The organism is Maridesulfovibrio sp. (genome assembly GCF_965230075.1).
Classification (GTDB): Bacteria; Desulfobacterota; Desulfovibrionia; order Desulfovibrionales; family Desulfovibrionaceae; genus Maridesulfovibrio.
This window is the reverse complement of the sequence record NZ_OZ245945.1, coordinates 4,549,262-4,566,747: the sequence shown is the minus strand read 5'-3', so window position 1 is coordinate 4,566,747 and position 17,486 is coordinate 4,549,262. Positions and strand designations below refer to the sequence as shown.

General features: G+C 48.4%; 20 protein-coding genes. 14 read left to right on the top strand and 6 right to left on the bottom strand.

Going from position 1 to position 17,486, the window contains the following annotated elements; all coding sequences use genetic code 11:
- Nucleotides 1–14 precede the first annotated feature (14 nt).
- Nucleotides 15–692, top strand: a complete 678-nt coding sequence (locus ACO05Z_RS20630) for a DUF47 domain-containing protein (protein ID WP_421904071.1) — start codon at nucleotides 15–17, stop codon at nucleotides 690–692.
- Between the two features lie 223 nt (nucleotides 693–915).
- On the opposite strand, the gene ACO05Z_RS20625 is transcribed toward ACO05Z_RS20630, so the two are convergent.
- Nucleotides 916–1,248: a DMT family transporter gene (locus ACO05Z_RS20625; RefSeq protein WP_421904070.1), complete on the bottom strand. Its 333-nt coding sequence runs from the start codon at nucleotides 1,246–1,248 to the stop codon at nucleotides 916–918.
- 30 nt (nucleotides 1,249–1,278) lie between these two features.
- Nucleotides 1,279–1,545, bottom strand: coding sequence for a hypothetical protein (locus ACO05Z_RS20620; protein WP_421904069.1), 267 nt, complete (start codon nucleotides 1,543–1,545; stop codon nucleotides 1,279–1,281).
- A gap of 97 nt (nucleotides 1,546–1,642) precedes the next feature.
- On the opposite strand from ACO05Z_RS20620, the gene ACO05Z_RS20615 reads away from it, so the two are divergent.
- Nucleotides 1,643–2,524, top strand: a complete 882-nt coding sequence (locus tag ACO05Z_RS20615; RefSeq protein ID WP_421904068.1) for a LysR family transcriptional regulator — start codon at nucleotides 1,643–1,645, stop codon at nucleotides 2,522–2,524.
- A gap of 57 nt (nucleotides 2,525–2,581) precedes the next feature.
- Here ACO05Z_RS20615 and ACO05Z_RS20610 read toward each other — a convergent pair whose 3' ends face one another.
- From ACO05Z_RS20610 to ACO05Z_RS20600, 3 genes are all read right to left on the bottom strand, one after another.
- A complete protein-coding gene (locus tag ACO05Z_RS20610; protein ID WP_421904067.1) occupies nucleotides 2,582–2,914 on the bottom strand; it encodes a DMT family transporter in 333 nt (110 codons plus the stop codon).
- Between the two features lie 196 nt (nucleotides 2,915–3,110).
- Nucleotides 3,111–4,979: an acetate--CoA ligase gene (acs, locus tag ACO05Z_RS20605; RefSeq protein WP_421904066.1), complete on the bottom strand. Its 1,869-nt coding sequence runs from the start codon at nucleotides 4,977–4,979 to the stop codon at nucleotides 3,111–3,113.
- Between the two features lie 156 nt (nucleotides 4,980–5,135).
- Nucleotides 5,136–6,002, bottom strand: a complete 867-nt coding sequence (locus ACO05Z_RS20600) for a LytR/AlgR family response regulator transcription factor (RefSeq protein WP_421904065.1) — start codon at nucleotides 6,000–6,002, stop codon at nucleotides 5,136–5,138.
- A gap of 192 nt (nucleotides 6,003–6,194) precedes the next feature.
- Between ACO05Z_RS20600 and ACO05Z_RS20595 the strand changes: the two genes are divergently transcribed.
- The 12 genes from ACO05Z_RS20595 to ACO05Z_RS20540 all read left to right on the top strand — a co-directional run bounded on the left by ACO05Z_RS20595 (nucleotide 6,195) and on the right by ACO05Z_RS20540 (nucleotide 15,337).
- Nucleotides 6,195–6,584 (top strand): Fur family transcriptional regulator, encoded by a 390-nt coding sequence (locus ACO05Z_RS20595; RefSeq protein WP_421904064.1) that lies wholly within the window; start codon nucleotides 6,195–6,197, stop codon nucleotides 6,582–6,584.
- Between the two features lie 160 nt (nucleotides 6,585–6,744).
- Nucleotides 6,745–7,320: a rubrerythrin gene (gene rbr / locus ACO05Z_RS20590; RefSeq protein WP_421904062.1), complete on the top strand. Its 576-nt coding sequence runs from the start codon at nucleotides 6,745–6,747 to the stop codon at nucleotides 7,318–7,320.
- 30 nt (nucleotides 7,321–7,350) lie between these two features.
- The gene (locus ACO05Z_RS20585) at nucleotides 7,351–7,734 is read left to right on the top strand and encodes a desulfoferrodoxin (RefSeq protein WP_421904061.1); all 384 of its coding nucleotides are present in this window, start codon (nucleotides 7,351–7,353) and stop codon (nucleotides 7,732–7,734) included.
- Between the two features lie 14 nt (nucleotides 7,735–7,748).
- Complete coding sequence (locus ACO05Z_RS20580; protein ID WP_421904060.1) at nucleotides 7,749–7,928, top strand: rubredoxin; 180 nt, start codon at nucleotides 7,749–7,751, stop codon at nucleotides 7,926–7,928.
- 25 nt (nucleotides 7,929–7,953) lie between these two features.
- The gene (rd, locus tag ACO05Z_RS20575; protein WP_421904059.1) at nucleotides 7,954–8,112 is read left to right on the top strand and encodes a rubredoxin; all 159 of its coding nucleotides are present in this window, start codon (nucleotides 7,954–7,956) and stop codon (nucleotides 8,110–8,112) included.
- Between the two features lie 126 nt (nucleotides 8,113–8,238).
- A complete protein-coding gene (locus ACO05Z_RS20570) occupies nucleotides 8,239–9,444 on the top strand; it encodes an FprA family A-type flavoprotein (protein ID WP_421904058.1) in 1,206 nt (401 codons plus the stop codon).
- A gap of 176 nt (nucleotides 9,445–9,620) precedes the next feature.
- Nucleotides 9,621–10,316 (top strand): DVU0298 family protein, encoded by a 696-nt coding sequence (locus tag ACO05Z_RS20565; protein WP_421904057.1) that lies wholly within the window; start codon nucleotides 9,621–9,623, stop codon nucleotides 10,314–10,316.
- A gap of 28 nt (nucleotides 10,317–10,344) precedes the next feature.
- Nucleotides 10,345–11,658, top strand: a complete 1,314-nt coding sequence (locus tag ACO05Z_RS20560; RefSeq protein ID WP_421904056.1) for a cytochrome ubiquinol oxidase subunit I — start codon at nucleotides 10,345–10,347, stop codon at nucleotides 11,656–11,658.
- Nucleotides 11,659–11,684: 26 nt separating this feature from the next.
- The gene (cydB, locus tag ACO05Z_RS20555; protein ID WP_421904055.1) at nucleotides 11,685–12,698 is read left to right on the top strand and encodes a cytochrome d ubiquinol oxidase subunit II; all 1,014 of its coding nucleotides are present in this window, start codon (nucleotides 11,685–11,687) and stop codon (nucleotides 12,696–12,698) included.
- Nucleotides 12,699–12,730: 32 nt separating this feature from the next.
- The gene (locus ACO05Z_RS20550; protein ID WP_421904054.1) at nucleotides 12,731–13,237 is read left to right on the top strand and encodes a ferritin; all 507 of its coding nucleotides are present in this window, start codon (nucleotides 12,731–12,733) and stop codon (nucleotides 13,235–13,237) included.
- A gap of 328 nt (nucleotides 13,238–13,565) precedes the next feature.
- Nucleotides 13,566–13,703 (top strand): hypothetical protein, encoded by a 138-nt coding sequence (locus tag ACO05Z_RS20545; RefSeq protein WP_421904053.1) that lies wholly within the window; start codon nucleotides 13,566–13,568, stop codon nucleotides 13,701–13,703.
- A gap of 71 nt (nucleotides 13,704–13,774) precedes the next feature.
- On the top strand, nucleotides 13,775–15,337 hold the full coding sequence (locus tag ACO05Z_RS20540) for a 7TM diverse intracellular signaling domain-containing protein (RefSeq protein ID WP_421904052.1): 1,563 nt from the start codon (nucleotides 13,775–13,777) through the stop codon (nucleotides 15,335–15,337).
- A gap of 52 nt (nucleotides 15,338–15,389) precedes the next feature.
- Here ACO05Z_RS20540 and ACO05Z_RS20535 read toward each other — a convergent pair whose 3' ends face one another.
- Complete coding sequence (locus ACO05Z_RS20535; RefSeq protein ID WP_421904051.1) at nucleotides 15,390–17,318, bottom strand: hypothetical protein; 1,929 nt, start codon at nucleotides 17,316–17,318, stop codon at nucleotides 15,390–15,392.
- Nucleotides 17,319–17,486: the final 168 nt, after the last annotated feature.

Below are 17,486 nucleotides of genomic sequence, written 5' to 3'. Positions count from 1 at the left end.
ACAAGGAGAACATTATGCACTTTCGTCTTCCTTTCTTAGGCCTTATCGTAAACAAGAACCCCATGGACGGGCTGGTTAAGCATTACGACAAAATCGCTGAGTGTATCCACATTATCAACGATTCCGTTGAGTGCTACGTAGCCGGTAACGACACCTGCCGTGAATTCAGCGAACTGATCGAACAGATCGATACCGTTGAAAGTCAGGCGGATAAAATCAAGCGTTCCATCCGCAACCACCTGCCGCACTCCATGTTCATGTCCGTGGATAAGGTTCTGTTCTTCAACTACACCCGCAACCAGGACAATATTCTGGACAGCGCGCAGGAAGCCCTGCACTGGCTGGCTATGCGCAAGGTAACAATTCCCTCTGAATACCAGAAGGACCTAATCCTGCTGCTCTCCGAGGTTAACGACACCACCACCAGCCTCGGCCCCGCGCTGAAAGCCACCATCTCTCTCAATGAAGGAAAGTCCATTGACCGTGAAGGTGCCAAGAATAAGTTCCGCAAAGTCCGCAAGCACTACGCTCGCTCCATGGAACTGCGCAAGGAACTGAGCAAAAAGATCTACAATTCCGATATGGACTTCAAAGATATCTACCAGCTGACCCACTTCGTTGATTGCCTCAACGAAATGGCACACCAGGCTGAGATCTGCGCCGACATGCTCCGGGCTATGATCGCACGCTAAGAGCCTCCGGCGGCTTAAACCCTTTTGAAAAAGGGTTTGTTCCACTGTCGCTATCCCTAAGACTCGAAGCAAAGCTTCTCGACTAAGGGCTAGTGCAAGAATCCCAAAGCCTTTCAATAAGCTTCGCTTTTAGCTTGGCTGCCATTCAGTAAAAAAACAAAGGCCCTGTCGCAAACAGATGTTCGCGGCAGGGCCTTTGTCATAAGGGAGGAAAGACTATTTTCTAGTGAACAATAGTCTTGGAAAAATAATTTATGACACCGACTCCGACCATAATAAAGGCCATCCCCACAACTGCGGCTAAATCAGGCTTTTGGCCGTAGAGGAAAACACCCATGAGCGTAACCAGTATGATACCCAGTCCACACCAGATGGCATAGGCAACGCCCACAGGCATGGTTTTGAGTACAAGTGAAAAGAAATAGAATGTAGCAACATATCCTGCGATGACGATCAGACTGGGAACCAGCTTGGTAAAACCTTCGCATGCTTTCAAGGCGCTTGTTGCCACAACTTCAAATACAATCGCTATTGTAAGGTATATATAAACGTTCATTATAATCCTGCCTGTTTTTCAAACTATTAATTACAACAAAGCTTTTAAGCTTCGCTTTCCCAAATCTGTCACCCGACATGCCTTACACGCTACACCATCAGATACAGGTTCATTTGTCTGAATCGTCTCCAGCAACCCACGCAGCGAAAATGCACGCAGGTACTCATCAAGGTTTTCCGGGGTCACAAAACTCTCCCCTTCATACTCCCGAGCGATAAGCTCAAAAAGTACATCAGAAGTAATTCCTTCTTTTTCCTTAACAAGTTGAAGTAATCTGATTTTAACTGGTTGTTTCAATTTGACTCCCTGAATCTGTAAACACTCTCAATCCAACGCAGATATGCGCTATTTAGTTCAATTAGACAAATTAATCGTTTTTATGTAGCCCATAAAAATGGCTAATCAAAATTTATTGGGACAATTACCGCCGGATGTATTGCGGTCATTTATACTTGTAACAGACACCGGAAGTTTCACTCAAGCTGCCAAGCTGGTTTTCAGGACTCAGGCAGCTGTCAGCCTGCAAATCAAGCGGCTGGAGGAAGAGCTGGGATATGATCTCTTTATACGTGAAGGGAGAAAGGCAAGCTTAACCCCGAAAGGTGAGATTCTGTACGAGTATGCGCGGAAAATTCTGGATTTGTACGATGAGGCTGTCGCGGCCATAGTTCAACCGGAACTGAGTGGGCAGGTACGCATCGGTGCTCCGGATGATTATGCGACCCAGCATCTGCCGGAAGCACTTAAACGATTTTCCATGTCACACCCAATGGTGCAGGTGGAAGTGCTCTGTGACGACGCTTATAAATTAGATCCCCTGCTTAATGAGCGGAAGCTTGATTTAATGATCACAAATGAGAGTCAAAGTTCAGCAAACTCAATCCCCCTTGAACTGGTCTGGATCATGGCTGAACAAATAAGCCCTGCTGACCATGATGTCTTACCGCTGGCCCTCTATCATCAGGATTGCTGTTACTGCCATAATGCCCTGCAGGCTCTTGAAGGGAACTCACGTAAACACAGGATAGTCTACCGTAGTCCAAGCCTTGCCGGAGTCATGGCCGCAGTCAAAGCCGGGATTGCCATTGCCCCGGTAACCAGAGATACACAGATGGAAGGATGCCGCCACGCTACCCCCATGGACGGCTTGCCGGAAATAGCTCCGGTTCATCTGGCCTTACGCTTTCCCCCCGGACGCAGCTCCAAGGTGGTGTCTTCCTTTGCTGATTTTATAAGCTCTGAAATGGGCTTGAAAAGAAAAACAACCAAGCCATAAAAGACGCCCCGCAAACATCAGTTTACGGGGCGTCTTATTTACAAAGCCAGAAACAGCTTAATGGACAATAGTCTTGGAAAAATAGTTGATCACACAAACGCCGCTCATAATAAGTCCCATGCCCAGAATAGCCGGCAAATCCGGGGTTTGACCGTAAAGGAAAACCCCCACAAGGGTAACCAGAACAACGCCCAGTCCGCCCCAAATTGCATAGGCAACCCCTACAGGCATGGTTCTGAGAACAATAGAAAAAAAGTAAAAAGAAACAACATACCCAACAACTACAATCATAGTGGGTATAAGCTTAGTAAAACCGTCACAAGCTTTCATGGCGCTAGTAGCCACAACTTCAAATACAATTGCAAAGGCGAGATATATGTAAGCGGGCATTGTTATCCTCTCTTATAAATCTGGTTTAAACAAGATTGCTATGAGAGGGTTAATGCTTATGAAGGCGTTGTTTTGTCAATACCATCCCGTAAGGGGGAAGGATTGTGTTATTTATGCGAAAATCCATTGCGATATGAACCGCAATGGATTTTTCAATTCAAATTTTCATACAAAACCGTGAAGCAACGCGAACTCATCAACACAACTCAGTGCGCTTGATCTTCCCGCTGGAAGTCTTGGGCAGCTCGTCCCTGAATTCGATAGAACGCACGATCACGATGGGGCCAAGCTCACGGCGGACCTGCTCTTTCAGTTCCCGGTGCAGGTCATCGGACTCAACAAACCCATGGTTCAGGGTTACGTAGGCCTTGGCGACCTGCCCCTTGATCTTGTCCACAACTCCGACCACAACAGCTTCCGCAACCTGCGGATGCTTGGTCAGCGCGCATTCCACCTCGGCCGTTCCGATACGGTGCCCTGAGATATTGAGTACATCATCAGCGCGGCCCTGAATCCAGAAATAGCCATCCTCATCCTTGCGGGCAACATCACCGGCATAAAACATGCCCGGAATGCGCTTCCAATAGTGATCCATGACCTCTTTGCGGTCACCGAGCACACCACTGAACATGGCCGGCCAAGGCTTCTTGATGACCAACAACCCGCCTTTTCCATCCGGCACGGGATTACCCTCAGCATCAACTACATCTGCCTCAATACCGGGCAAAGGGCGGGTTACGGAACCGGGCTTGAGTACGGATACCGGCAAGGGGCTGATCATGATCATTCCGGTCTCGGTCTGCCACCATGTATCCAATACCGGACACTGGCCTTTACCAATATTCTCATACATCCAGAGCCATGCTTCGGTGTTGAACGGCTCACCCACAGCACCGAGAATACGCAGTGAAGAGAGGTCATGCTGTTCCGGGTAACGGTGCCCGAAACGCATGAGGGTCCTGATCTGGGTGGGCGAGGTATAAAAAATAGTAACCCCGTACTTGGAAACAATATTCCAGAGTCGGTCAGCCTGCGGATAGAGGGAATGCCCCTCATACATAACTGTGGTGGTCCCGGCCAGAAGTGGTCCGTAGACAAGGTAGCTGTGCCCGGTGATCCAACCTGGATCAGCGGAACACCAGAAAATATCAGTGGGCTTGAGATCGAAAACCCATTTGAAGGTCCGGTGCACCCCGACCATGTAACCGCCATGGGAATGGACCAAGCCCTTGGGCTTTCCGGTGGTACCGGAAGTATGCAGAATGAACAGGGGATCTTCAGCAGCCATGATCTCCGCCGGGGCATGGGGACGTTCGTGGCGCACGAGGTCCTCGTACCAGCAGTCACGGGCGGAATCCATGTTCACATCCACGTTGGCGCGGTGGACAACAACAACAGACTCCAAAGCCTGCGCAGGATCATCCAGTAGGGCGCGGTCGACTTCTTCTTTTAGGCGGATAACCTGACCATTGCGGTAAAAGCCGTCTACGGTAACAACCACCCGGGGATTGACTTCCCGGACCCGCTCACGCAGCAGCCGCGCAGAGAATCCGGAAAAGACCATGGAATGCACTGCCCCGATACGGGCGCAGGCCAGCATGGCGATGACCGTTTCAGGAAGCTGGGGCATGTAAAGGACTACCCGGTCCCCTTTGCCAACGCCAAGACCTCTAAGACCGTTAGCAAAACGGTTCACGGCCCGGTAAAGTTCATAATATGTGTATTGGCGGGAGTCGCCCGGCTCACCTTCCCAGATTAAGGCCAAACGATTCTTGTTCACAGTCTCAATGTGGCGATCCAGGGCATTATAGACGATGTTACAGCGGGCACCGCTGAACCAGCGGTAATTGGGAGCATCGGAAATATCGCAGACCTGTTCCCACTTTTTGAACCAGTCCAGTTCTTCGGCGGCTTCTTCCCAATAGGAACAGAGGTCCACCTCCGCCAGTTCCCGCGCCGCGCGCAGGTCCTGCGGATTGACCCCGGCCTCAATAAGCATCTGTGGCAGGGGACGGAAGACCCTCTCTTCATGCAACAGGCTGTCCAGTGTTTCCTTATGATCCACTACGCCCTCCATTAGTTAATCCAGCCAAAGACACCTCGAAATTTGAAACTTGCTTAACCCCAAAAACGGGTTTTCCGAGTTTATATGTACGCACCCGGTGCGGGCAATGCAGCCCATATTCGGCAAACGGCATGAGTGTATCGGTAAGCGGCATGGTCACATCCCCAGAATCTGCTTGAGTTTGCTGATCCGCCTACGGCTGATAGGCAGCTCGATCCTTGTGCGACCTGCTGTGCGGAGCATGAAGTTACTGCCCGGAAGGGATGCAATTTCAGTAACCATTTCCAAGTTTACCAAATACTTGCGATGCACCCTGAAAAAACGGTGCGGCCCGAGGCGCTCCTCAAGGTTTTTCAACCTGTGTGAGGTGAGAAATTTCTGATTGGCAGTGTGTACGTAGGAGTAATCTTCGTAGGCTTCTACAAAGATGATTTGGGTGTAGGGGATAAGCATCATACGCCCGTCCTGATTTACCGGAAGCTTTTCGATCTCAGGCTGACGGGTCTGGGAGAAATCCCATGCATTCTTGAGTGCGGAAAGAAATTTGTCCTGCTCATCTTCGCCAAGGGAAAGCTGCAGCGTTTCTTCCCCGGTCTCTACGCCGGTCCCTGATTCCTTCCAATCCGAAGGTTCGGGAATTTCCCGGAAATGGCTCTTGAATCTGGCGATACGCTCCAAGGTCTTCTGCATGCGCTCTTCGTCAGGAGGCCAGATAAGATAATCAACAGCTCCCAACTCAAAAGCCTCGTAAGCCTTGGTCTCATCCCCGGCAATAAATATCAGACCGGGCTTGTGTTTGCTGGCCCCCAAAGCTTGGGCCAATTCAGCACCGCTTATGCCCTCACCATAATCGAACCCCAAAAAAATGATCCCGTAGCCCACGGCTTTATGCAGCTCCAATGCTTCATCAGCGCTGACGGTTTCACCCAGCACACGTACCAGCTTGCCCCCGCTAAGGGCTTCGCGGATAGCAGTGCGGATCTCGGCATCCGGGTGTAGGATCAGGGTCTTCAGACTGGGCAAGAGAACTCCGACGATTACAATTAATTCAATTATTCAAGGGATAGCTTTAATTCAGGCAGACTGCAAGTATCTATTCTTTCCAAGCGAACCCGGCTTTATCATACCCTACAAGTGTGATACCTTCACAATCAATAATCCAAAAAGAGTTGACACAAACAAGAACTATTACTACTTTGTGTGCAAGAGGTGCACATGAAAATAGGACAAAGACGATCAAAACAGAGAGAACTCATTCTTGAGGAACTCAAAGGACTGACCTGTCATCCCACAGCGGATGAGCTGTATGAAAGGGTACGAAAGAGACTGCCTAACATCAGCCTTGGGACCGTTTACCGCAACCTTGAACTGCTTGCGGAGAACGGAATCATCCTCAAACTTGAGACTGGCGGTAAAAACAGATTTGACGGCCACGCAGAACCGCATCCACATATTAGATGTATACAGTGCGGAAAGGTGGATGATGTCATGAACGAAGTCATTGCCCCTGAAATCAACGAAGTTGAAGCCAGGGGGTACGATGTAAAAGGATGCTCAATAGAGTATTTCGGATTATGCCCGGAATGCCAAAACAAGATTCAATAATCTTTTTTAAATAACATCTTCATTTAATACCCGTACTTAAATATGGAGATGTTATTTTTTTGCCTAAAAACCTGACAGCGGCGCTATTAACTGCTAAATATTGCAATAGCAATTCGTCTATACAATCTGCTGCTCACGGCAGCGTGATAAGGAGAAGCTCATGTCCCAACTCAAAGGTTCCAGAACAGAAAAGAATATCCTGACCGCTTTTGCAGGAGAATCTCAGGCCCGTAACCGTTACACCTACTTTGCCTCCAAGGCTAAGAAAGAAGGTTATGTGCAGATTTCCAAAGTCTTCGAAGAAACTGCCAATCAGGAAAAAGAACACGCAAAAAGATTGTTCAAACTTCTTGAGGGTGGCGAAGTGGAAGTCACCGCATCCTTCCCTGCAGGTGTAATCGGTTCCACCATTGAAAACCTTAAAGAAGCTGCCGGTGGCGAAAGACACGAATGGGAAGAAATGTATCCCGAATTCGCCAAAATTGCAGAAGAAGAAGGTTTCAACGCAATTGCCACTGTTTTCCGTGCAATCGCAGTAGCCGAAGAATTTCACGAAAAAAGATACCTTGCCCTGGCTAAAAACATTGAAGATGACAAGGTATTCAAAAAGGACAACGCTATTATCTGGCAGTGTCAGAACTGTGGATACACCCACGAAGGTGACTCCGCACCGCACAAATGCCCTGCATGTGACCATCCTCAGGCACATTTTCAGGTAGTCTGTGAGAACTGGTAGTCGATAACCCTAACCCTGTGGAGTATTAAAATGGCTGAATTATACGAAGTTTATAAATGCGAAGCTTGCGGTAACATCACTATGGTTCTTCATGCCGGCCCCGGCAACCTCGCTTGCTGTGGATCAGATATGGTTCTCATGACTGAAAACACCGTTGACGCTGCAAAAGAAAAGCACGTTCCTGTCATCGAGAAGATTGAAGGCGGCTACAAAGTTAAAGTCGGTGAAGTTGACCACCCCATGGTGGAAAAACACTGGATCGAGTGGATCGAACTGGTATCCGGCAACAACCGTTACTTCAAGCAGCTTGATCCCGGTGAAGCACCTGAAGCAGAATTTTGCGGCTGTAAATTTGACGACGCTCCGGTTACTGCCCGTGCATACTGTAACCTGCACGGCCTCTGGAAAGCATAAGAGAGGAAACTGCTATGGCTGAACCTAAAGACATGTATCAGTGTCAGATTACCAATTGCGGTTACATCTACAACCCGGACAAAGGGGACCGCAAAGGTAAAATCGCCAAGGGAACGGCCTTTGCCGACCTTCCTGAAGACTGGAAATGCCCGGTATGCGGTGCAAGCAAAAAATCGTTCAAGCCGCTGGGTTAACTAAATTTATCACGGAGATAGGAAAATGAAATACGTATGTACTATTTGTGGATGGGTTTACGATCCTGCTGAAGGCGATCCGGATGGCGGCATCGCTCCCGGCACCAAATTTGAAGACATCCCTGATGATTGGGAATGCCCGGTATGCGGCGCAGGCAAGGATGATTTCGAGCCTGAAGAATAAGCTCGCAGTATTTACAGCATCCGCTTCATACGGATGTGGATAGTATGAAAATGACAATGGAAAGCCGGGCATGCCCCGGCTTTCTACGCATAAATAAACCACTAAAATTATAGTAGGAATATTCAAGTGAGACCTGTTGAAATTAAAGAAGGCGTACATTGGATCGGAGTCGTGGACTGGAACTGCCGTAACTTTCACGGCTATGCCCGCTCCGCAAACGGAACCACCTACAACGCTTTCTACATTGAAGATGAGAAGAAAGTTCTGGTGGATACTGTTTCCAAAGGATCTGAGAGCCAGTTCATCTGCTCCCTTTCCCACCTGACCAAGCCTGAAGAAATCGATTACATCGTGGTCAACCACCTTGAACCCGACCACGCCGGCTGCCTTGAAAAAATGGTCGAGCTCTGCAAGCCCGAAAAGATTTTTGTTTCCGTCATGGGCGGGAAAAACATTGCAACTTTTTTTGACAGCAAGGACTGGCCCGTACATGTGGTCAAGCCCGGTGAAGAAGTTTCTATCGGTAAACGCACCCTGCGCTTCTACGAAACCCGCATGCTGCACTGGCCTGACAACATGTTCACCTTTTGTCCCGAAGACAAACTGCTCTTCACCAGTGACGCATTCGGCCAGAACATCGCTGCCAGTGAACGCTGGGTTGATGAAATGAGCAAGGAAATGGTCGCAGACCACATGCAGCAGTACTACGCAAACATCATCACCCCCTACTCCTCCAAGGTTATCAAGACTCTCGAAACTTTCGCGGGTCTCAACCTTGATGTAGACATGATCTGCCCGGACCACGGCCTCATGTTCCGCGGTGAAGACTGCGCATTTGCTCTTGAAAAATACATGGAATTCGCGAAGCAGGAGCCCAAGAACAAGGCGACACTGTTCTACGACACCATGTGGAGCTCCACCGAGAGCATGATCAATGCTGTTGCTTCCGGCCTCGTATCCGAAGGCATTTCCGTTAAAGTCATGTCTGTTAAGGCCAACCATCACAGTGACATCATGAGCGAAGTTTTCGACTCCGCCGCCATTGTCATCGGCTCCCCGACCCACAACAACGGAATCCTGCCCGGTATGGCCGACGCCCTGACCTACGTTAAGGGTCTGCGTCCCCAGAACAAAATCGGTGCAGCCGTAGGTTCCTTCGGCTGGTCCGGTGAGTGCGTAAAGATCCTCAATGAATGGCTTGAAAAAATGAGCTGCGATATTATCGAGCCTCAGATCAAAGCCAAAAACCGCCCCGACCACGACACTCTCAAAGAGTGCTTCCAGCTCGGCGTCAGCATTGCCGCTGCTATTAAAGAAAAAACCGGCAAGTAATTGCCTTTTCCCGGACGGAGCCGGCTCCGTCCGGGATTATACATTGTTTTAAAAACTAATTCACAAAGCCTTAATTTTTATGTTATCAAATAGTTGAAAATGTAAAAATAGGAAGCCGTTACAACACTATCGATAATAGTTTTTTTTAGCGACAACCTTACTAAGGAGGATCGCATATGGCAGTTGGACGCAGAATTAAAAAAGAAGTCATGGGAGTTTTGGCAGACGAGAACTGGGAAAACAGGTTCGAGCAATTGATGGATAAGTATTCCATGCAGGACCTTGTCTCCCCGCTTTTCGCCTCCTTATGTGCAACCACGATAATTGTCCGCTGGCACGGCGTAACCTGCTTCGGCAAGGTAATCTCCCGCATGGTAGAAGAAGACGCACCTAAAGCCCGCATTGTCATGCGCAGAATCATGTGGATGCTCAATGAGGAATCCGGGGGCTGTGCATGGGGCGTTCCGGAAGCCATGGGTGAAATCGCTGCGGTTAATGATCAAATGGCCGCTGAATACGGTAAAATCCTCTTGAGCTACAGCCACGAAGATGAAGAAGGCCCGGAGAACTACCTTGAATTTCCTACCCTGCTCCGCGGGGCGGTATGGGGAGTTGCCCGCATGGCGCAGACTCGTCAAAAAATCGCGGCTCAAGCTACTGACGACCTTATCCGTTTTCTTTCCTACCCCGACCCGGTTATTCAGGGGACTGCATGCTGGGCTCTGGGAGGTTTGAAATCACCGGAATCAGTTAAAAAGCTTGAAGCTTTGACGGATAATGATACTGTTATAGATATTTATAAGGACTCTTCTCTGCAGTCTGTAACGGTGGGAAGGCTGGCTCAGGAAGCTCTGGAAAGAATTTCCTCTTAAATCAACAACTTGAACAAGGAGAGGGATGATGGATGTTCTGATGCTGTCAAGGCTGCAATTTGCCATGGCAACAATGTTCCACTTCATTTTCGTACCGCTCACACTGGGACTTTCCATCATGGTTGCCATTATGGAAACCATGTACGTGCGCACTAAAAAAGACATTTACCTGCGCATGACCAAATTCTGGGGAAAGCTGTTCGTCATTAACTTTGTTCTCGGAATCGTGACCGGAATCACACTTGAATTCCAGTTCGGTACCAACTGGTCCCGCTATTCCGAATACGTGGGTGATATTTTCGGCTCACTGCTGGCCATCGAAGCCACAGTAGCCTTTTTCATGGAATCAACTTTTCTCGCAGCATGGATTTTCGGTTGGAAAAAACTTTCCCCCAAAATGCACGCAGCCTGTATCTGGATCGTTGCTATCGCCTCCAACATTTCCGCTGTCTGGATTATCCTTGCTAACGGCTGGATGCAGAATCCCGTTGGTTACGTAATGCGTAACGGCCGTGCGGAACTGGAAAGTTTCACTGAAGTAATCACCAACCCCTTTGCATGGGGACAATTCTTCCATAACGGCTTTGCTGCATTCATGGTTGCAAGCTTCTTTGTTATGGGTGTTAGTGCTTACCACCTGCTGCGCAAAAATGAGGTTGAATTCTTCAGCAAATCTTTCAAGATGGGTCTGATCGTTGCATTCATCTTCTCTATCCTCGTTGCAGCACAGGGTCACCACCATGCCCAGACTGTTGCTAAAATGCAGCCTGAGAAACTGGCAGCAATGGAAGCTCTCTGGGATGATGCCCCTGACGGCGCTCCCATGTACCTGCTGGCAATGCCTGACGAAAAAAACGAGAAGAACTCCATTGAATTCCTCGGACTTCCCGGCGCACTCAGCTTCCTTGCTTTCAACGACTTTAACGCTCCGGTAAAAGGGCTTAAATCATGGTCTAAGGAAGACCGTCCTCCGGTAACTATTACCTTCGTAGCATTCCGCATCATGGTAGGTCTTGGCACCCTCTTCCCCCTGCTCGCTATCTGGGGCTGGAGAAACAGAGAAAAACTTACCGAGAATAAGCTGTACCTGCGCATTATGCTCTACGCTATCCCGCTGCCTTACATTGCTACCTGGGCTGGCTGGGCTGTTGCAGAAGTCGGGCGTCAGCCATGGATTGTTTACGGCATGATGAAGACATCCGATGCTGTTTCACCCATTGCCACAAGTCAGGTTGCGTTCTCATTTATCGCCCTGACGACCCTTTACACCCTGCTTGGAGCCTGCGAAATCTATCTTCTGGCTAAATTCGCCCGTAAAGGCCCGGAACCTATAAAGGCTTAAGAAAGCTGTAAGACAAGGAGATAATTATGTTAGAATCCATATGGTTCTTGTTATGGGGCTTACTCTGGGCCATTTACTTCATGCTCGATGGGTATGATCTGGGTCTGGGGTCCGTGATGCCCTTTCTGGCCAAGGACGAAAAAGATAGGAAAAAAATCTATAAATCCATCGGCCCTTTCTGGGACGGTAACGAAGTATGGCTCATCACCGCCGGTGGTGTAACATTTGCCGCATTTCCCAAGGCATACGCAGTAATGTTCAGTGGTCTTTACACCGCGCTCATGCTGCTACTCATCGCCCTGATCATTCGCGGCGTGGCTTATGAATTCAGAGGATTGGTTGATAGCGATTGGGCCCGTAAGCTCTGGGATAAAGCAATGGTTTTAGGCAGCTTCCTGCCCGGACTGCTGCTCGGCGTTGCCTTTGCCAACATCTTCATGGGTATCCCCATTGACGAAAACGGCGTATTTCAGGGTAACCTGTTCACCCTGCTCAACCCCTACGGTCTCGGCGGCGGCATCCTTTTTGTTCTTCTTTTTGCCCAACACGGCTGCCTCTGGCTGGCAGCACGCACAGACGGCGAACTTAACGAACGCGCCGGTAACCTCGCTGCTACCATCTGGCCTATTCTCGCAGCGGTTTATATTGCCTTTCTTGCCCTTACCGGGGTATACACTCAGCTACTCAGCAACTTCCTGGCCTACCCGGCCCTGATGCTGATCCTGTTGATTCCGATCTTTGCAATCGTCAAGGTTCGCACACTTATCGCAGCACGTAAATGGTGGAAAGCATGGGCCTGCTCTGCAACACTCATCGTATCCACTACTATGTTCGGCGTGATCGGACTGTTCCCGGCCCTGCTGCCCTCCAGCATCAATCCGGCATACTCCATCACCATCCACAATGCTGCTTCAAGCCAGCTGACCCTGAAAATCATGCTGACTGTCGCATTGATCATGGTCCCCATCGTTATCGGTTACCAGTTCTGGATGCATAAAGTATTTGCAACCAAGATTACTGATGAAGATCTGGGCTACTAGTAAACTGAATCCAATTATGGAGAACATTTAAAATGTCTAACAAGGTTCTTGAAAAAGCTCTTAACGAACAGCTCAACGCTGAAATGTACTCTGCTTACCTTTACCTTTCCATGTCCGCTTACTTCAGCGACATCGGACTGGACGGCTTTGCCAACTGGATGCGTGTACAGGCCAAGGAAGAGCAGTTCCACGCCATGAAGTTCTACGATTACATCAACGAACGCGGCGGCCGCGTACTCCTCTCCGCCATTGAAGCACCCAAGACCGAGTGGGAATCCCCGCTGGCTTGTATCGAAGCGGTTCTTGAGCACGAGAAGCATGTGACTTCACTGGTCAACAATCTCGTGAACCTCGCAATCGATGAAAGAGACCACGCCACCAACATCTTCCTGCAGTGGTTCGTAACCGAGCAGGTAGAAGAGGAAGACAGCGTGAACGCAGTATTGAACAAGCTCCGCCTCCTCAACGGCGAAGGCAACGGCATGTTCATCCTCGACAAGGAACTATCCACCCGCGTATTCAACGCACCCGCCGAATAGTTCCGACTGCACTTAAATATGCAAACGGCCCAATTCTCAATTCTTGAGGGTTGGGCCGTTTTTTTATGCCTTTAATCATTCTCATTTATTTTGTTTGAAAAATCAGACAATATACACACGCATATAAACATACAATCCTAATGCAGAATGCCCAAACACAAGTCCACATATACAAAGCTAATACTTATCGCTCTGCTGCTGATTATAAGCTCGTGCGTCCAAACAACAGACGATAAGCAGTCCAAAGCAACCTACGGATATCTGGACCTCAGCCATTGGAATTTAAAAAAACAAGGGCCTGCCGCTCTCGACGGAGAGTGGGAATTTTATGCAGACACAAGCTACTCCAGACTCTCAGCAAAGCCCCCTGCTCAAAAAGACTATTTCCCACTCCCTGCAATATGGAAAGGCTCAACAAAGCAGGGACACCCCGTTCATAAGCAGGGAACAGCAGTCTACCGCCTGAAAATAAAACTTCCCCCCAGTCCCACACCAGAAAGGCTCTATATTTCTGGAGTACTCTCAGTATGCAAAGTAATGGTAAACGGAAAGCAAGTAGGTTCTTCCGGAATGGTAGGGACTGATCTACAATCTGAAGCTCCTGTAAAGCATCTCATTACCCCGAAACTAGCAGCCAACGACGGTTATGCCGATATTGCTATTGAAATCTCAAACTTCCACAACAAGGAAGGCGGGATAAATTCCAGTATACTCCTCGGCAGTCAGGAACAAATTGAAAACCTGATAAATTACCGGCGTATTTCCGGTGCCATCATCGGTGGGGCACTGCTGATCATGGGAGTTTTCCACCTCGTAATTTTCATCATGCGCAGGTCCAGCCGGGAAAACCTTTACTTTGGTGCCTTTTGCCTTGTCTGGTGCGTTGCCACAGTTTTCAACCCGCCCTCAGCTTTTCTGGCCAGCAAATTTTTCTCCATAGACTGGAGCTGGTACATAAAAATATGCCTGCTCCCCACCGGGCTGGCTATCCCCCTGCTTCTGATATTTTACAACTCAATTTTTCCCCAGAAATATGGAAAGCAAGTCAGTTGGATATTCTCCATTATCGGCGGGACATACTGCGTTTATACTCTTGCAACTCCTCCCGGAGCATATTCCGCTGTAGCTTTCGCCTACTTCCTGATTACCAGAACAGCATATATTTATCTCTTCGCTTCATTCATAAACGACCTGCGCAAGAAGCGAAAAGGGGCCGTTTATCTTGCTCCCGGCTATCTGGTGCTGGCCTGTGCGGAATTTGATGAAATACTTTTTGACCTGAACATATTCGGGTCAGCCGATTTCACACCTTACGGGACTTTCATCTTCATCCTTTCATACTCACTGCTCATGTCGGCCCGATTTACCGAGACCTTATCCAGCTATGAGAGAATGACCGGAGAGCTTGAAAACCGTAAAAAAAAAGAACACGACCACAAAATCATCCACCTGCGCTTATCCAAGATGCTCGACTCAGTGGAAGAAGCCATCCTTGCAGTCAACAACGACTTGGTTATTGATTTCTGTAACAGCGGTTTTGAAAAGCTTAGCGGGTTTAATTGTAAGGATATACAAGGGTTGAAACTTAACGAACTGCTTGAATCAAGCATTCATCAGGCCGCTTTTTTTGAACTGATCAATAAGCAAGCCGCAACGGACAACAATACTACGGGTGAAGAAATTAGTCTGCCTGTTGCCGGAGGTAAAACCATCGGCGTTCTGATCGCCATCCGAACCATAGACATAGAGAATGAGCCGATCTACGTCATGAACATCCGGCCTGCGCAAACACAGCCTGATAAGCGCGAACTGGCAGTAGTAATAATGAACTCTTCTTTGGAACACTGGGAAAAGTCCACAGGCCGCAGCAAGGCTGATCTGGCTTCAGAATCCGGCATATGGAACATATACATTGAAAAGGACGGCTATGCCCGGACCCAGACCCTTGACCGCTACCTGAGTATTGAAACCCTTCCTGAACGTCCGCGCTGGAAAAACATCTATGCCACAGCAGAATTCGTACTCAGCAATTGTGCTCAGACGCCAGATTCAACTAGCAAACTTGAAGTAAATCTTAATCAACTAAAAAAAATGTCGTGACCGAAACAACCGATCACGACACATGTTCTACCCTGCTTTGAATCACTACAAATCAACGCCCCATCCTACGCGCACAAATTCCTAATAGAGCAACCACAAACAATCCGCAAAGCTCTAAAGACATACCCGCCTGCGGTTTCATTACACATCCGGTACCACCGGAACCACCAGATGTGCCCGGAACAACCGGGTCATGAATCACACCGGCGGTATCATCCAGATCATAATCGCCGTTATCTTTTACGGAATAATTGACCGTGTAAGTCTGCGCGCCCACAAGGATTGCCTTAGGATCAATATACTGCCCGCTGTTTCCTTCATCGGTAATCCAGAAATAGCCTTCTTCTTCCGGGGTCTTACCGGGGCTGTAAGTGAAGGTCTTTGACTCCTTGTCCGGGAAAAGCTTGAAAAGGGCCACGTCCTCAGCCTTGCGCTCACCGAGGCTGGAGCTGTTGAAGCAGAAATATGCTACTTTACCGGCTGTAACAGAAGCGTTGAATTCATAGATGTTTGCCCCGAGCATGCTCTCCATTTCCGGAGTCTGGTGTTCTTCTTTAATTTCCGCTGTAGTCTTCACCTTCTTAGAAACCGAAGTCACGGTTACGCTGGTGCCTGCGGGCTGTGTTGCTACTGGACGGACGGTTTTGTCAGCGCAACTGATGGCGAGAATTTTGAAAATATATGCGGCTATGGGTTTATTCTTTTCTGTACCACCCCCTACCGCACAAGAACTACCATGTATGACAACGTCGCCATCAAGCAAAGCCCCGGACTCTGCTTCGCTCTCAGAAATTCTGGAAACCATGTGCCATGGGGATATATCTGATGTGCCTTTGTCAAACAGAAAAGCTCCTCGATCTGAACCAATAAGGGCAAGGTCTCCTGACAAAGAAACCCCTTTGCCGAAAAAACTCTCCGCATAAGTATACGGAGAACCATCACTTAAAACAGGCTCAAGCTTCTTCACCATTCCCCATTGATCTTTACCATTCTTGTCTTTGGAATAGATATAGGCTGATCCTACTTCATCCTTTCCTCCGACACTGTTTTTATGCGCCCCAACCAGAAGCATATCCCCTGATGCTGAGAGACTATTACCAAAGTATGACTCTCGCGTAACATCTGAGCTGCCATCAACATTTTGTGCACCTATTCTCTTTTCTATTCTCCAGAACTCGTCCACTTTTCTCGAGTACATATAGACACATCCCGAGCGATATATCCCATCCAAATTCCTCTTGGGAGCTCCGGCGAAAATCTTTCCCTCGCATACAGCTAAGGAAGACGAAAACTCTAAACGCCACTGACGGTCCAAAGCTCCCTGCTCGGTTTGAGCAGTCAATGTCTGATGATACTTCCATTGTCCCGGATTATCAGGATCAGGTAGATAAACCTCAGCACGTCCTATTAAAGTTTCCCCGGAATAAGTACTCTGTTGATGACCAACAATCATGACCTCATCACAAACGGCTAACGAAAGACCAAACCTGCCGCCATCCTCGACGGAGCGCGCGTAAATTTTCTGGACAAAGCCCCAGTTGTCAGTTCCTCCCTGATTCCTTCCAAAAACATATGCCCTCCCGATCATGCTCTTTCCAGAACCATCTATATTTGGAGCCGAGATAACCAGATGGTCTTTTGACAAAGCTATTGCTAGTCCCAGTTTCATAGAAGATAGGGGTTCCCCAACATCAGAATGAGTTATCTTCTTCAGTAATTCCCACTTCCCTGTTCCGCCCTTATCCTTCAAATAAATATACACTGCTCCAGCATCAGAAGTCGCACCATTGGCCTCATAGGGAGCACCTACAGCCAAGGCATCATTATTCATAGCAACGCAAGTCCCGTACCCGGCTTCAGCACCTAATGCGGACTCAGGTATGACCTTTTTAATCAATTCCAATGGTGTTGAAGATGCAAAACAAAAAACAGGGCACAAAACCAACCCCAGAAATATCAGGGACAGAATCAGCTTTTTCACAACGGGACTCCTGACATGAAAATTGATTAATTGGAAAACCATGCAATCACGAAACATCCAGCGCACTAAGATTATTGATTTTACCAAACCCTTCAGAATCGTAACTTGTCAAAATATTTACACGTGAAATCCCGTTAAAAAAACACGCAACAAGCTATCTTATCAAGA

Excerpts from the sequence above, each read along its gene's own strand:
- rbr (WP_421904062.1), top strand. The coding sequence starts at position 6,745 with ATGTCCCAACTCAAAGGTTCCAGAACAGAAAAGAATATCCTGACCGCT.
- ACO05Z_RS20615 (WP_421904068.1), top strand. The coding sequence starts at position 1,643 with ATGGCTAATCAAAATTTATTGGGACAATTACCGCCGGATGTATTGCGG.
- ACO05Z_RS20540 (WP_421904052.1), top strand. The coding sequence starts at position 13,775 with ATGGTAAACGGAAAGCAAGTAGGTTCTTCCGGAATGGTAGGGACTGAT.
- rd (WP_421904059.1), top strand. The coding sequence starts at position 7,954 with ATGAAATACGTATGTACTATTTGTGGATGGGTTTACGATCCTGCTGAA.
- ACO05Z_RS20610 (WP_421904067.1), bottom strand. The coding sequence starts at position 2,914 with ATGCCCGCTTACATATATCTCGCCTTTGCAATTGTATTTGAAGTTGTG.
- ACO05Z_RS20545 (WP_421904053.1), top strand. The coding sequence starts at position 13,566 with ATGCAGACACAAGCTACTCCAGACTCTCAGCAAAGCCCCCTGCTCAAA.
- ACO05Z_RS20550 (WP_421904054.1), top strand. The coding sequence starts at position 12,731 with ATGTCTAACAAGGTTCTTGAAAAAGCTCTTAACGAACAGCTCAACGCT.
- cydB (WP_421904055.1), top strand. The coding sequence starts at position 11,685 with ATGTTAGAATCCATATGGTTCTTGTTATGGGGCTTACTCTGGGCCATT.
- ACO05Z_RS20580 (WP_421904060.1), top strand. The coding sequence starts at position 7,749 with ATGGCTGAACCTAAAGACATGTATCAGTGTCAGATTACCAATTGCGGT.
- ACO05Z_RS20625 (WP_421904070.1), bottom strand. The coding sequence starts at position 1,248 with ATGAACGTTTATATATACCTTACAATAGCGATTGTATTTGAAGTTGTG.
- ACO05Z_RS20560 (WP_421904056.1), top strand. The coding sequence starts at position 10,345 with ATGGATGTTCTGATGCTGTCAAGGCTGCAATTTGCCATGGCAACAATG.
- ACO05Z_RS20565 (WP_421904057.1), top strand. The coding sequence starts at position 9,621 with ATGGCAGTTGGACGCAGAATTAAAAAAGAAGTCATGGGAGTTTTGGCA.
- ACO05Z_RS20585 (WP_421904061.1), top strand. The coding sequence starts at position 7,351 with ATGGCTGAATTATACGAAGTTTATAAATGCGAAGCTTGCGGTAACATC.
- ACO05Z_RS20630 (WP_421904071.1), top strand. The coding sequence starts at position 15 with ATGCACTTTCGTCTTCCTTTCTTAGGCCTTATCGTAAACAAGAACCCC.
- ACO05Z_RS20595 (WP_421904064.1), top strand. The coding sequence starts at position 6,195 with ATGAAAATAGGACAAAGACGATCAAAACAGAGAGAACTCATTCTTGAG.